At 69.6% G+C, this 13,003-nt stretch carries 11 protein-coding genes; 2 read left to right on the top strand and 9 right to left on the bottom strand.

The features are described from left to right. Window positions 1–24: 24 nt before the first annotated feature. The 6 genes from BSY19_RS16325 to BSY19_RS16300 all read right to left on the bottom strand — a co-directional run bounded on the left by BSY19_RS16325 (window position 25) and on the right by BSY19_RS16300 (window position 7,526). Window positions 25–3,390, bottom strand: a complete 3,366-nt coding sequence (locus tag BSY19_RS16325) for an error-prone DNA polymerase (protein ID WP_069055063.1) — start codon at window positions 3,388–3,390, stop codon at window positions 25–27. Then, window positions 3,387–4,931 (bottom strand): Y-family DNA polymerase, encoded by a 1,545-nt coding sequence (locus BSY19_RS16320; protein ID WP_150129640.1) that lies wholly within the window; start codon window positions 4,929–4,931, stop codon window positions 3,387–3,389. Before BSY19_RS16320 ends, BSY19_RS16325 begins: the two co-directional genes overlap by 4 nt. Further along, window positions 4,837–5,724, bottom strand: a complete 888-nt coding sequence (locus tag BSY19_RS16315) for an ImuA family protein (RefSeq protein WP_069055062.1) — start codon at window positions 5,722–5,724, stop codon at window positions 4,837–4,839. The genes BSY19_RS16320 and BSY19_RS16315 overlap by 95 nt, the downstream gene beginning before the upstream one ends. A gap of 104 nt (window positions 5,725–5,828) precedes the next feature. Further along, window positions 5,829–6,122, bottom strand: coding sequence for a type II toxin-antitoxin system RelE/ParE family toxin (locus BSY19_RS16310; protein WP_069055061.1), 294 nt, complete (start codon window positions 6,120–6,122; stop codon window positions 5,829–5,831). Continuing rightward, window positions 6,123–6,377: a type II toxin-antitoxin system ParD family antitoxin gene (locus BSY19_RS16305; RefSeq protein WP_210184382.1), complete on the bottom strand. Its 255-nt coding sequence runs from the start codon at window positions 6,375–6,377 to the stop codon at window positions 6,123–6,125. A 108-nt stretch (window positions 6,378–6,485) separates the two neighbouring features. Next, complete coding sequence (locus tag BSY19_RS16300) at window positions 6,486–7,526, bottom strand: ABC transporter substrate-binding protein (RefSeq protein WP_069055060.1); 1,041 nt, start codon at window positions 7,524–7,526, stop codon at window positions 6,486–6,488. Window positions 7,527–7,857: 331 nt separating this feature from the next. On the opposite strand from BSY19_RS16300, the gene BSY19_RS16295 reads away from it, so the two are divergent. Further along, entirely contained in the window at window positions 7,858–8,595 is a 738-nt protein-coding gene (locus BSY19_RS16295; protein ID WP_069055059.1) for a GntR family transcriptional regulator, read from the top strand. Window positions 8,596–8,710: 115 nt separating this feature from the next. Beyond that, window positions 8,711–9,982, top strand: a complete 1,272-nt coding sequence (locus BSY19_RS16290; RefSeq protein ID WP_069055058.1) for an amidohydrolase family protein — start codon at window positions 8,711–8,713, stop codon at window positions 9,980–9,982. A gap of 12 nt (window positions 9,983–9,994) precedes the next feature. Here the strand turns inward: BSY19_RS16290 and BSY19_RS16285 are convergent, their stop codons facing one another. The 3 genes from BSY19_RS16285 to BSY19_RS16275 form a co-directional block, all read right to left on the bottom strand. Beyond that, complete coding sequence (locus BSY19_RS16285) at window positions 9,995–10,417, bottom strand: hypothetical protein (protein ID WP_150129639.1); 423 nt, start codon at window positions 10,415–10,417, stop codon at window positions 9,995–9,997. A 90-nt stretch (window positions 10,418–10,507) separates the two neighbouring features. Next, window positions 10,508–12,253, bottom strand: coding sequence for an ABC transporter ATP-binding protein (locus BSY19_RS16280; protein ID WP_069055056.1), 1,746 nt, complete (start codon window positions 12,251–12,253; stop codon window positions 10,508–10,510). Window positions 12,254–12,334: 81 nt separating this feature from the next. Then, a complete protein-coding gene (locus BSY19_RS16275) occupies window positions 12,335–12,994 on the bottom strand; it encodes an aspartate/glutamate racemase family protein (RefSeq protein ID WP_171905159.1) in 660 nt (219 codons plus the stop codon). Between the last annotated feature and the right edge of the window lie 9 nt (window positions 12,995–13,003).

Here is a 13,003-nt window from a genome sequence, read left to right as displayed (position 1 = left end):
GCGAATTGACTACCATTGCGGCAGTCAGTGGAAATCCCGGGATTTCGGCAGGATCCGGACGTCGCGGGGGTGACGGCCACGCGGAGCCTGGGGATGCTTGAACTCGTCGGCGCGCGTCAGCGTGATCGTGGCGCTGTGGCTCTCCGACAGGCTCGACAGATCGGCCGTGCGGTCGACGACGCGCTGGGCCATGAGATGGACCACGCCCTCGGGGCTCTTCTGCACCCGGCCCTCGATCTGCAGCAGGCGCCCGCTCATCACCTCGCGCCGGAAGCGCTCGAACAGGCGCGCCCAGAGCAGGATGTTGGCGATGCCGGTCTCGTCCTCCAGCGTGATGAAGATCGCCTTGCCGTTGCCGGGGCGCTGGCGCACCAGCACGACGCCGGCCGTCGTCGTCCAACTGCCGTCGGGCCGGCCTTCGAGCTCGGCGCAGCTCAGCACGCGGTCGCGCCGGAACAGCGGCCGCAGCATGCCCATCGGGTGCCCCTTCAGCGAGAGCCTGACCGTCTGGTAGTCGGCGACGATCTGCTGCGGCAGCGGCATGAGGGGCAGAGGGACGGCCGGCTCCTCGCCCAGTTCGCGGGCCTGGGCAGCGGCGAAGAGCGGCAGGGCCTCGTCATCCGGCAGGCGGCGCACGGCCCAGAGCGCCTCGCGGCGGTCGAGCCCGAGCGAGCGGAAGGCGTCGGCATCGGCGAGCAGCCGCATCGCACGGCCCGGCAGATCGGCCCGGCGCATCAGCTCCTCGACATCGGAAAAGCCCCCGCCCCGCCGCGCCGCGATGCGCAGGCCCCATTCCTCGCGGAAGCCGTCGATCTGGCGGAAGCCGAGGCGCAGGGCGAAACGAGGATGGACAGTCGGCTCCAACCCATTGTCCCAGAAGCTGGAATTCACATCGATCGCGCGTGGCTCGACGCCGCCGACCTCCTGCGCCTCGCGCACGATCTGGGCGGGTGCGTAGAAGCCCATGGGCTGCGCGTTCAAAAGCGCGCAGGCGAAGGCAGCCGGGTGATGGCATTTCAGCCAGGAGGAGATGTAGACCAGCTTGGCGAAGGAGGCGGCGTGGCTTTCCGGGAAGCCGTAGCTGCCGAAGCCCTTGATCTGGTCGAAGCAGCGCTGGGCGAAATCGCGCTCATAGCCGCGCGCCACCATCCGCTCCACCATCATGTCCTGATAGTTGCCGATGCTGCCGTCGCTGCGGAAGGTCGCCATCGCCTTGCGCAGGCCGTTGGCCTCGCTGTCTGAGAATTTCGCGGCGACCATGGCGAGCTTCATCGCCTGCTCCTGGAAGAGCGGCACGCCCTTGGTCTTGTTCAGCACCTGGAAGAGCTCGTCAGCCGGCCCGTGCTCCGGGGCCGGCGCGGGATAATGTACTGGCTCAAGCCCCGCCCGCCGCCGCAGATAGGGGTGGACCATGTCGCCCTGAATCGGCCCGGGCCGGACGATCGCGACCTGGATGACGAGGTCGTAGAGGATGCGCGGCTTCAGGCGCGGCAGCATGTTCATCTGCGCCCGGCTCTCGACCTGGAAGACGCCGAGCGACTGGCCCCGGCAGAGCATGTCATAGGTCGGCCCGTCGTCCTTGGGCACGTCGGCCAGGCCCATCTCGAGGCCCTGATGCTCCCGCAGCAGGTCGAAGGCCTTGCGGATGCAGGTCAGCATGCCCAGTGCGAGCACATCGACCTTCATCAGGCGGAGTTCATCGATGTCGTCCTTGTCCCATTCGATGAAGGTGCGGTCCGCCATCGCGGCATTGCCGACCGGCACCATCTCGTCGAGGTGCCCGCGCGCCAGCACGAAGCCGCCGACATGCTGCGAGAGATGGCGCGGAAAGCCGAGCAGGCGGATGGCGAAGTCGACGGCGCGGCGGATCGTGGGGTTGGCGGGGTCGAGCCCGGCCTGGCGGACGCGGTCGTCGCCGATCTCGGTGCCCCAGCTGCCCCATTGCGTGCTGGCGATGCGCGCGGTGACGTCCTCGGTCAGCCCCAGCGCCTTGCCGACATCGCGGATGGCGCTGCGCGGGCGGTAGCGGATCACGGTCGCGACGATGCCGGCGCGGTGGCGGCCATAGCGCTCATAGATCCACTGGATCACCTCCTCGCGCCGCTCATGCTCGAAATCGACATCGATATCGGGCGGCTCGCGGCGCTGCGTCGAGATGAAGCGCTCGAACAGCACGTCGCTCTCGGCGGGGTCGACGGCGGTGATGCCCAGCACATAGCAGACGGCGGAATTGGCGGCCGAGCCGCGGCCCTGGCAGAGGATGCCGCGGCTGACGGCGAATTCGACGATCTGGTGGATGGTGAGGAAATAGCGGGCGTAGTTCAGCCCCGCGATCAGATCGAGCTCCTTGCGCAGCAGGGCCTCGACCTTCGCCGGTACCCCGTCGGGATAGCGGATGTCGCTGCAGCGGCGCACCAGTTCCACGAGCCAGGCCTGGTCGCTCCAGCCGGGCGGGACGGGCTCGTCGGGATATTCGTATTCGAGCTGGCCGAGATCGAAGTCGATGCGGGCGAGGAGATGGCGCGTCTCGGCGATCGCCTCGGGGGCATCGCGGAAGAGCCGGATCATCTCCTGGGGCGTCTTGAGATGGCGCTCGGCATTGGCCTCGAGCAGGCGCCCCGCCCGCTCGATCGAGACGCCCTCGCGGATGCAGGTCAGCACGTCCTGCAGGTCGCGCTGCTCGGGGGCATCGTAGAGCACGTCGTTGGTCGCCAGCAGCGGGGTGCGGGTCGCGGCGGCGATCGCCTTCAGCCGCGCCAGCCGGCGGCGGTCGTCGCCGCGCCGGTGCATGCTGGCGCCGAGCCAGAGCGAGCCGGGCGCGGCCTCGTCCAGCCGGGCGAGCAGCGCAGGCAGACCGGCGAGATCGCGCGGCGGCATCAGGATCAGCAGGAGATCGCGGGTATCGCTGAGGAGGTCGTCGAGGTTCAGGATGCACTCGCCCTTGCCGGCGCGCCGGTTGCCCTCGCTGAGCAGGCGGCAGAGCCTGCCCCAGCCGCTGCGGTTGGCGGGATAGACGACGATGTCGGGCGTGCCGTCGGCAAAGACGAGCCGGCTGCCGAGGACAAGCCGGAAATCCTGCGCCATCGCCCGCAGCTGCGCCGCGGTGAAGGGCAGGTCGGCGAAGGCGGGGTTTTCGATCCAGACATGCTCGCCGGGGCTATCGCCCTCCTTCAGCTTCTCGGCCGGGGGCAGCCCGTCCTCGCGCAGCTGCCGCAGCGCGCTCCAGGCCCGCACCACGCCCGCCACCGTGTTGCGATCGGCGAGGCCGAGCCCCGCATGGCCGAGCAGCAGCGCGGTGAGCACCAGATTGGGCCCCGGCGAGGCGCCGCGCAGGAAGGAAAAATTCGTCGCGGCAACGAGTTCGGCGAAGGGGCTGAGGACCTGATTCATGCAAACAGCCCATGCAGGAACCAGCGCGGCGGCGCCTGCTCCGGCTCGTGGAAGCCGACGCGGAAGAGCCAGAAGCGGCGGCCTGCCGAGTCCTCGACGCGGTAATAATCGCGCATCGGCTCGCTGGAGCCGTCGCGCCACCATTCCGGCGCGATGCGTTCGGGACCCTCGGCACGGGCGACGTCATGGATAAGCCGGCGCCAGCGGAAGCGGATCGGCGGGCCGTCGGGCACCTCGGCGATGGCCTCCACCGGCTGGGGCGGCTCGAAGAGCTGGAGCGGGCGTGTCGGCGGTTCATGCGGAATGGGGGCCGGCCAGGCGATGCCGGCCGGCGGCAGCGCGGCCGAGCGGGCCTTCGCCGCTCGCACGGGATGGTGGCTGTCCTGCGCCACGAAGCGCAGCACCCGGTCGCGGCCGAAGCGCACGACCAGCCGGTCGACGAGATCGGCCACGGCCTCGTCCTCGACGGCGCGGCGGTCGAGGCTCGGCTGGGTTTCGCTCAGCGGCTCGCAGACCGGCACGGCAAGGCGCACCGCATCGAAACCGAAACCGGGATCGAGCGGGTCGGCCAGGCTCTCGACGCGCTCGCGCCAGAGCCGCAGGATGGCCTTGCCGTCGCGCGTCGGGCGCCCGGTCTCGATCACCAGCCGCCGCACCGCCCCGTCGCTGCGATGGAAGCCGAGTTCGAAGACGCGCCCGCCCTCGCCGCGCTGTTCCAGCACCCGCGCGGCCTCCGCGATCAGCCGGGCGACCACCTCCTGCAGCCCGTCGAGATCGAGCATGGGTTCGGCGAAATGGCGCTCGACCAGGCAGGCCGGCGGCGGGCGCAGCGGCGTAAGCCGGGCATCCTCATGGCCGAGCGTGCGCCGCAACCGCGTCACCAGATCCTCACCGAAGCGGGCCGACAGCCCCTTGGAGGGGCGCTCGGCGAGATCGGCCAGCGTCCTCAGGCCCGCCCGGGTCAAGGCGAGCGCGGTCTCAGGAGGAAGCTCGAGTGCCGCGACCGGCAGCGGACGCAGCCAGGCCTCGTCCTGCCCGGGCGGCACGATCCCGCCCCGGCCGAAGCGCGCCAGCGCATGGGCGGCTTCCGGCGTGCCCGCGACGGCCGAGCGGAGCGCGAGGCCGCCGCGCTGCATCCAGCGGCCGAGCGTCGCCAGCAGCGCGCCCTCCCCGCCGAAGAGATGGGCGCAGCCGGTGATGTCGAGCAGCAGGCCCTGGGGGCGATCGAGCGCGACCAGCGGGGTGAAGCGGTCGCAGAAGGCGGCGAGCCGCATCAGCAGGGCCTCGTCGGCCTCAGGCTCGGCCTCGATCGCGATCAGACCGGGAATGCGGGCCCTGGCGTCGGCCAGGGTGAGGTCCCGCGCCAGCCCCAGCGCCAGAGCCCGGTCGTCCCCCGCGACGAGGCGAAGCGCATTGCCACGATGGGCATAGACGACCAGCGGGGCGTCAGCCGGTACGCCGGATGTCGGGACCCGGCCCTCCCGCCGCAGCCGGTCGGTCGGCAGGAAAGGGAACCACAAAGCGAGATAGCGGCGCGGCATCGGGGCTGGCTCTGGGCTGCAGGATGGTCTCGTCGCGGCCGGCAGCGGCCTGACGGTTTCGGACGTCGCTCTGGACAGGGCTCTCCTGGAAAGATTGTCGGTCACGGCTCCACTCCACACGCCACTCAGTCTCACCCAGCCCCCCGCGATGCCGCAGCAATCGGAGGCTGAAGGCAGGCGCTCCCGGTGCATTCGCCTCCAGCGTCCGCGACGGCAGGGACGCGACCTGCCAGCGGGTCGAGGCCGCGCTCGGCTGCGGCGCCACGGCGGCGCGCAGCAGAAGCGTCGTCGCGCCCGAGCCTTCCGCCGCCAGGGCCAGGCGCCGGCTGGCGGTCAGATCGAGGCGGCGCGGCGCGCCCCAGGGCTCGATCAGCACCGCCCCCAGCGCCGGGCAGCGGGCGGCCTCGGCGCCGGCGCGCAGCACGCCCTCGGCATCGCGCGCCCGCACCAGCAGCACGCGAGCGGGATCGAGCCCGAGTTCGGTCAGCCCCGGCGGATGCAGCCGGCCGGTCTCGGCATCGACGACATCCTGCCGCACCCAGAGGATCGGGCGCTCCTGCGCGGCCCGGATGGCGAGGCCGACGGCGAATCCCGTTGCCGCCGCGAGATCGGCCGTGGCGGGCGCATAGACCTCGTGCAGGGCCGCGCGGGCGATGCCGCCGCCCAGCGCCGCATCGAGGGCGGGCGCGCCGAAACTCACCTGCCCCACTGCCGCAGGCGCGCCGCGCAGCGCCATCTCGGCGAGATGGCGGCGCAGATCGGTCAGGGAAGCGGGGTCCGGGCGGGGCTGCATGAGGGCTCATGTTCTATCTTTGTTCTTTTATAGAACGAGCCCTGGCGGAAAGGCGAGTCGGAGTTGCCTCAAAGGGAAGCCAGGCAGCCGGCTGTACCCCGTGCCTAAAGTCGCACCCAGTCCAGGTGTCGCGCGCCATGCAGGATGCGCTCGATGACGAGAGCGTCGTCACGGATCGCATGGAAAATCAGATAGCGGCCGTCGACGGTGATCCGGACGCCCACGCCGTACTCCTCGCGCAGCGGATAGGCTTCCGGCTGATCGGCGATGCGGGCGCAATGGGCCCGCAATTCCCAGACGAAGGACAGGGCGCGCCGGGGGCTGTCCGAGGCGATGAACAGCGCGATCTCTTCGAGATCCTTCTCCGCGGACAGCGCGAAGCGGCAGGTCCGGGACACCTACTCGACCATCGCCTTCAGCCGGGCTTCGAGCCGGTCAAACACCGCATCGGCGGAGCTGGTCGCTGCGCTCTCCCGGCTTTCGGCAATGGACCGACGAATATCCTCGACTGAAAGCCGGCGCGCCTGCTCCTGGTCATGGCGGATGAGGTCGCGCACGTAATCGCTCGCGCTGGCGTAGTGACCGTCGTCGATGCGACGCTGGACCCAGTCCCGCATCGGGTCGGGCAGAGAGATATTCATCGATGCCATCATCTGTCCTCCGCGGAAGAGAATGGCATCAAATGGCATCAAATGGCATCAACTGCCATCCTCGAAGAGGACACCGGATCGGCAGGGCAACCCGGTGTCCTGTCCGTGCGATCAATTCGCCGTATAGACCAGCTCGCGCTCGGCCTTGGGCGGCAGGAAGGCGCGGGAGAAGATCTCCTCGGGCTTGGGCGTGCGGGCGAGCTGATAGCCCTCGGCGATGATGCCGATGGCGCTGGCCATGCGGGCGTCCTTGGTGTCGCCGACGCCGATCTCCTTCATCTCCGGCGAGACGATGAGCTCGCTGAAGGAGTATTGCAGGCGCTTCTTCTCGATCGCCTCGTTGACGAGGGCGTCATAGGCCATCACCGCCTTCATGCCGACGGCCTGGTCCTTGGCAATCTCGAGCATCGCCTTGTTGGTGGCGCGCACGAGGCCGGCGACGGCCTTGGGATTCTCCTTGATCAGCTTCTGCGAGACCATCAGCCCGTTGGAATAGAGATCGAGCCCGAAATCGCCGAAGGTGAGCCAGTTGAAGTCCTTCTCCGGGTCCTGGCGGTTGAGCAGCAGGTTGAAATAGCTGGTGATGTTGAACACCAGCGCGCCGTCGATGTCGCCCTTGATCAGCAGCGGCTCCTGCAGGTTGGGCGCCATGCTGGTGAGCTTGATCTTGCCCATGTCGAGCCCGTTCTTGCGGGCGAAGACCTCGAGCAGGCGGGTCGTCGGCGTGCCCGGCGCCCCGCCCAGCGTCCTGCCCTCGAGATCCTTCGGCTTGGTGATGCCGGTCGCCTTCTTGCTGGAGATCGCGAAGGGCGGGCGGTTCCAGATCATATAGACCATGACCGGGTTCTCGCCCGGCTTGGTCGCGGCGTTCTGGATGATGGCGTTGACGTCGCCGAAGCCGGCATCATAGGCGCCGCCCATGATGCGGGTGACGGTCGCGCCCGAGCCCTCGCCCTGGTCGATGACGACATTCAGCCCCTCGGCCTTGTAGTAGCCCTTGTCGCGGGCGACGAAGAAAGCGGCGTCCGAGCCCTGCGTCTTCCAGCCCAGGGTGAACTTGATCGTGGTCTCCTGCGCCCGGGCGGCGCCGGTGAAGGCCAGCCCGGCCATGGCGAGGCCTGCTGCGGCACCGAAGCAGAGTCTTTTCAGCATCTTGTTCCCCTTTTCTGAGACGATGATTCAAGCATTTCGGCGCCGGCCGCCCACTGGCTCCCCTCGCCGACGATGACGGCGACCCGCGACGGCGCGATCGCGGGCACCGGCGCAGCCCGGGCGGCCAAGGGCGTCGCAGCCGAGGGAGCGCCCCTACGACTGCATGCCTGTCTTCTGAAAAGTGCATGCAATAGCGATGCCATGCCTATCTCACCGTCGCCGCCCATCCCTTGCCTCCTTTCGCGCGGCGCCAACCGGCGATTGCAGCCGCGGATTGCGGCCACCCCAGCCTCGGGGCTAAGACGGAGGCTCACGCATTCGGATTTCGGTGATGACGCGCGAGGACAACCGCAGCCGCCCTGCGACGGACCGGGTCGGAACGATCTGCCGCGCATTGCGCCGCGCCATCATCGAGCAGGCGCTGGAACCCGGAGCCAAGCTGCCGGAGGACGCGCTCGGCGAGCGTTTCGGCGTCAGCCGCACGATCGCGCGTCATGCGCTGGGTCAGCTCGCCGCCGAGGGGCTGGTCGAGCTGCGCCGCAACCGCATCGCCGTGGTGGCAACGCCGAGCTGGCAGGAGGCGCGGGACGCCTTCGACATCCGCATCGAGCTCGAGCGGCTGGTCGTGCGGCAACTGGCGGGACGACTGACCAAGACGCAGATCGCCGAGCTCCATGCCCATGTCGATGCCGAGGACGAGGCGCGCAACGGCCCCGACGCGATCTCGATCCGGCTCGCGACCGAGTTCCACATCCTGCTCGCCAGCATGACGGAGAGCCCGATCCTGATCCGCTATGTCAGCGAGATCGCCTATCGCTGTTGCCTGACGCTGTCGCTGTTCAGCCGCCCGCATTCCTCCGAATGCGCCATCAACGAGCACCGTCTGCTGATCGACGCGCTCGCCAAGGGCGATGCGGACGCCGTGATGTCGCTGATGCACCACCATCTCGATTCGGTGGCGAGCCGTGCGCTGGTCGCCCAGACGCGGCCGCGCGGGCGCGATATCATGGACATCCTGGCGCCCTATGCCGAGCCGCCGCGAGCGGCGCGCGCGAAAGCCGCCGGCTGACGACCTCCCCGCCCGGGCTCCTGCGCGCGATCGCCGCCTTCACAGGCGGCAACCGGCATGTAAAGTGCATACAGTTTAGCCTCCGTTGAATCCCCGCCCCGACAGCTCCGTGCCGATGCCCGACGACAGCGCCTTCGACCTCATCTTCCGGCAGGCGACTCTTCCCGGCGGGACGAGGCCCGTCGATATCGGCGTCCGGCGGGGGCGCTTCGCCGCCATCGCGCCGGTCATCGTGGCGGATGCCCCCGAGGTGGTGCTGGGCGGGCGCGCCGTGCTGCCGGGTTTCGTCGACAGCCATGTCCATCTCGACAAGGCCTGCCTGCTCGGGCGCTGCGGCCATCTGCAGGGCGGGCTGAAGGCGGCAATCGCTGCCGTCTCAGCGATGAAGCGCGATTTCACCGTGGCGGATGTCCATGAGCGCGGCGCGCAGGTTCTGGAGCGGGCGATCGCCAAGGGCACGACGCGCATGCGCAGCCATGTCGAGGTCGATCCACGCGTGGGCCTGCGCAGCTTCGAGGCGCTGAAGGCGATGAAGCGCGACTTTGCCTGGGCGATCGACCTGTCGCTGTGCGTCTTTCCGCAGGAGGGGCTGACCAACGATCCCGGCACCGAGGAACTGCTGGTCCGGGCCCTGCAGGACGGGGCGGATGCGCTCGGCGGCTGCCCCTATACCGATACTGACCCGCACGCGCAGATCGCCCGGCTGTTTGCGCTAGCGACACGCTTCGACGTCGATCTCGACTTCCATCTCGATTTCGATCTCGATGCGAGCTGGATGCATCTCGACGAGGTCTGCCGCCAGACAACGGTCCATGGCTATGGCGGGCGCGTCGCGATCGGTCATGTCACGAAGCTGTCCTCGCTGCCGCCTGAGGCCTTCGCGCGAGCCGCCGAGCGGCTGGCGCAGGCCGGTGTCGCGGTGACGGTTCTGCCTGCGACCGACGTCTATCTGCTCGGCCGGGAGGCGACCCATGACGTGCCGCGCGGCCTGACGCCGGCGCACCGGCTGCTGGCGCAGGGGGTCACCTGCTCGGTGGCGACCAACAATGTCCTCAACCCGTTCACGCCCTTCGGCGATGCCTCGCTGCTGCGAATGGCAAATTTCTATGCCAATGTCGCGCAGGTCGGCCCGGAGGGCTTCGATGCCTGCATCGACCTCGTGACGGCGCTGCCGGCGCGGCTGATGAACCTGAGGGATTACGGCATCGCCATCGGCAACCCGGCCGATCTCGTCGTGCTCGATGCGCCGACGCAGGCCGAGGCGCTGGCGGGCCTGGCCGAGCCGATCATGGGCTTCAAGAACGGGCGGCAGAGCTTTTCGCGGCCGGCGGCGCAGCTGCACGCCCCGAGCCAGCCGCGCGCCGCGTTGCGGGCCGTCGCGGGCTGAGGCGGCGCTCGGCTAGCGGACGACCACGCCCCGACCCCGGCCGCGGCAGGAACAGGGCTGGCCGAGCAGGGCCGTGCGCCCGAGCCGGCAGGTCGTGCGCGGGGTTTCGCAGAACCGCCCGACGGCCTGCAGCCGGGTGCGAACGCCGAGGCTGGAACCGCTCGCGCCCGAGGATGGAGGCCTTCCATAATCGATCGGCGGGCCGGCGCCGGGGATTCCGCTGCCACTCGATCGAAGGCGGAGATCCGGCACCGAATCCGACAGCGAGGGTGGGCCCAGCCCCTGGCGCGGACCGCCGGGCACGAGCGGCCCGGTGCCGGGCGTACCCACGCCCTGCGCCAGACCGAGGGTCGGACCGAACAGCAGGGTCAACAGCGCCAGGGCGGCGGTTCCGGCACGCGGCATGTCGATGGTCTCCCGAGCCTGGCTGGCCATCTCGGCCGCTCCGTCCTGGCTCAACCCCACCTTGCCAGACAGGTTCCGTGCGTCAGCGCCGATGACGACCATCGCGACGATGGCCGTTGCCTACTCGGCCGCCGTTCCCATCGCCTGCCGCAGCGGCGCGACCTGCGCCTCGTGCAGCGCCCGGTAGGGACCGTCGGCCCGCAGCAGCTCGTCATGGCGGCCCTGCTCGGCGATGCCGGCCTGCGTCACGACGACGATGCGGTCGGCATGGCGGATCGTGGCGAGGCGATGGGCGATGACCAGCGTGGTGCGCCCCTCGGAGAGTTCGGTCAGGGATTGCTGGATCGCGGCTTCCGTCTCGGTATCGAGCGCCGAGGTCGCCTCGTCGAGGATCAGGATCGGCGGGTTCTTCAGGAAGATGCGGGCGATGGCGAGGCGCTGCTTCTGGCCGCCGGAGAGCTTGACGCCGCGCTCGCCGATCACCGTGTCGAGCCCGGCCGGCAGGTCCGCGATCATCGTCTCGAGCCGCGCGCGGCGGGCAGCCTCTGTAATCTCCTCCTCGCTCGCATCGAGGCGGCCATAGGCGATGTTCTCGCGGATGGTGCCGGCGAAGAGAAAGACATCCTGCTGGACGATGCCGATCTGGCGGCGCAGCGAGGCGAGCGTCAGCGCGCGGATGTCGTGGCCGTCGACGGTGATGCGACCGGCATCGACCTCGTAGAAGCGCGGCAGCAGCGAGAGCAGCGTGGTCTTGCCGGCGCCGGAGGGGCCGACGAAGGCGACCGTCTCGCCGGCCGCGACCGACAGCGCGATGCCCGAGAGGACCGGGCGCTCGCTGGCATAGCCGAAGCCGACGCCCTCGAAGCGGATGTCGCCCCTCAGCGCCGGGGCCTCGATCGCGTCGGGCGCATCGGCGATGTCGGGCTCGGTCGCGAGCAGTTCCTGGTAGCGCTGGAAACCGGCGATGCCCTTGGGATATGTCTCGATGACGTTGGCGATCTTGTCGAGCGGGCGATAGAACACGCCCACCAGCAGCAGGAAGCCGACGAAGCCGCCGACACTGAGGCTGCCCTGCACGACGTAATAGGTGCCGGCCAGCATCACCGCGAGCTGGACCAGGCGCATGCCCAAATAATTGATCGCCTGGCTCGCGGCCATGATGCGGTAGGCCTCGAGCTTGGTGGTGCGGTAGCGCTGGTTGTCACCGGCGAAGAGCGCGCGCTCATGGGCCTCGTTGGCGAAGGCCTGGACGACGCGCATGCCGCCGATGTTCTCCTCCAGCCGCGCATTGAAGGCGCCGACGCGGCCGAATTGCCGGCGCCAGTTCTGCGCCATCAGCGCGCCGTAGCGCGCCACGACGAAGCCGGCGAGCGGGACGATCAGCGCCGTGATCAGCGCGAGCTGCGGATGCACATAGAGCATCAGCAGGAAGGCGCCGATGAAGGTCATGATCGCAATGAAGAGGTCTTCCGGCCCGTGATGGGCGACCTCGCCGATCTCCTCGAGATCCTTGGTGACGCGCGCGACGAGGTGGCCGGTCTTCTGCTCGTCATAGAAGCGGAAGGAGAGCTTCTGGAGATGGTCGAAGGCGCGCCGGCGCATCTCCGTCTCGATGTTGATGCCGAGCCTGTGGCCCCAATAGGTGACGATCGCCATGAGGCCGGAGTTGACCGCGTAGATCACCAGCAGCGCAGCGCCGGCCAGCATGATCAGCGGCCAGTCGCCGCGTGGCAGCAGCAGGTCGACGAAGGCCTTCACCGCCATGGGGAAGCCGAGTTCCAGCAGGCCCGACAGCACGGCGCAGCCGAAATCGACCAGGAACAGCGCCCGGTGCGGCCGGTAATAGGCGAAGAACTCCTTCAGCATGGCGCGCTCATAGCAGATCGGGCGCGGGGCGCCTCCGTCGCCCGACGCGAGGCGGTCATGCCGCGGGCGGGAGCCCGGCGGTCACCTCACCGCCAGCGCGCCGATCGCCATCGTCACGGCGGCCTGGGTCGGGTCGATCACGGGGATGCCGAGTTCCTCCTCGAGCGGGCGGCGGTGGCGGGCCATGCCGGCGCAGCCCATGACGATCGCGCCGGCGCCGTCGATCTCCTTCAGCTCGCGGCCGATCGCGATCATGCGCTCCAGCGTGCGGTCGCCCGAGGCGGTCTCGGCGACCGACATCTCCAGCGGGCGCTCGCCGGCGAGGCGGTCCATCAGCCCCATCTGGCGGAGATAGCGGATATGGCGCGGGATCGAGCGCGACTTGATCGCGATCACGCCGAAGCGATCGGCCCGGGCGAGCGCGGTCAGCACGCCGCTCTCGGCGATGCCGAAGACCGGGCTGGTCGTGCCCTCGCGGGCGACATGCAGGCCGGGGTCGGAATAGCAGGCGATGACGAAGGCATCGACGTCGTTTGCGGCCTCAACCTTGCGGCGCAGCGGGATCGTCACGCTCTCGGCGTGCTCCTGCGTCTCGACGCCGAAGGGGCCCTCCGTCAGCGTCTCGCAAAGGATTTCGGGGCCTTCGGCATAGCTCAGCGGCAGCACCGCCTGGCGCAGCCCCTCCGTCACGGCCTCGTTCGAGTTGGGGTTGATCACGAGGATGCGGGCGCGGCGGGTCATGGGGCTGGA

This window comes from Bosea sp. RAC05 (assembly GCF_001713455.1).
Lineage (GTDB): Bacteria > Pseudomonadota > Alphaproteobacteria > Rhizobiales > Beijerinckiaceae > Allobosea.
This window is presented reverse-complemented; position numbering and strand designations above follow the sequence as displayed.

What these genes read in the sequence shown, in the direction of transcription:
- BSY19_RS16295 (WP_069055059.1), top strand. Translation starts at nt 7,858, where the DNA reads ATGACGCGCGAGGACAACCGCAGCCGCCCTGCGACGGACCGGGTCGGA.
- BSY19_RS16320 (WP_150129640.1), bottom strand. Translation starts at nt 4,931, where the DNA reads ATGCCGCGCCGCTATCTCGCTTTGTGGTTCCCTTTCCTGCCGACCGAC.
- BSY19_RS16300 (WP_069055060.1), bottom strand. Translation starts at nt 7,526, where the DNA reads ATGCTGAAAAGACTCTGCTTCGGTGCCGCAGCAGGCCTCGCCATGGCC.
- BSY19_RS16305 (WP_210184382.1), bottom strand. Translation starts at nt 6,377, where the DNA reads ATGATGGCATCGATGAATATCTCTCTGCCCGACCCGATGCGGGACTGG.
- BSY19_RS16280 (WP_069055056.1), bottom strand. Translation starts at nt 12,253, where the DNA reads ATGCTGAAGGAGTTCTTCGCCTATTACCGGCCGCACCGGGCGCTGTTC.
- BSY19_RS16275 (WP_171905159.1), bottom strand. Translation starts at nt 12,994, where the DNA reads ATGACCCGCCGCGCCCGCATCCTCGTGATCAACCCCAACTCGAACGAG.
- BSY19_RS16290 (WP_069055058.1), top strand. Translation starts at nt 8,711, where the DNA reads ATGCCCGACGACAGCGCCTTCGACCTCATCTTCCGGCAGGCGACTCTT.
- BSY19_RS16285 (WP_150129639.1), bottom strand. Translation starts at nt 10,417, where the DNA reads ATGGCCAGCCAGGCTCGGGAGACCATCGACATGCCGCGTGCCGGAACC.
- BSY19_RS16325 (WP_069055063.1), bottom strand. Translation starts at nt 3,390, where the DNA reads ATGAATCAGGTCCTCAGCCCCTTCGCCGAACTCGTTGCCGCGACGAAT.
- BSY19_RS16315 (WP_069055062.1), bottom strand. Translation starts at nt 5,724, where the DNA reads ATGCAGCCCCGCCCGGACCCCGCTTCCCTGACCGATCTGCGCCGCCAT.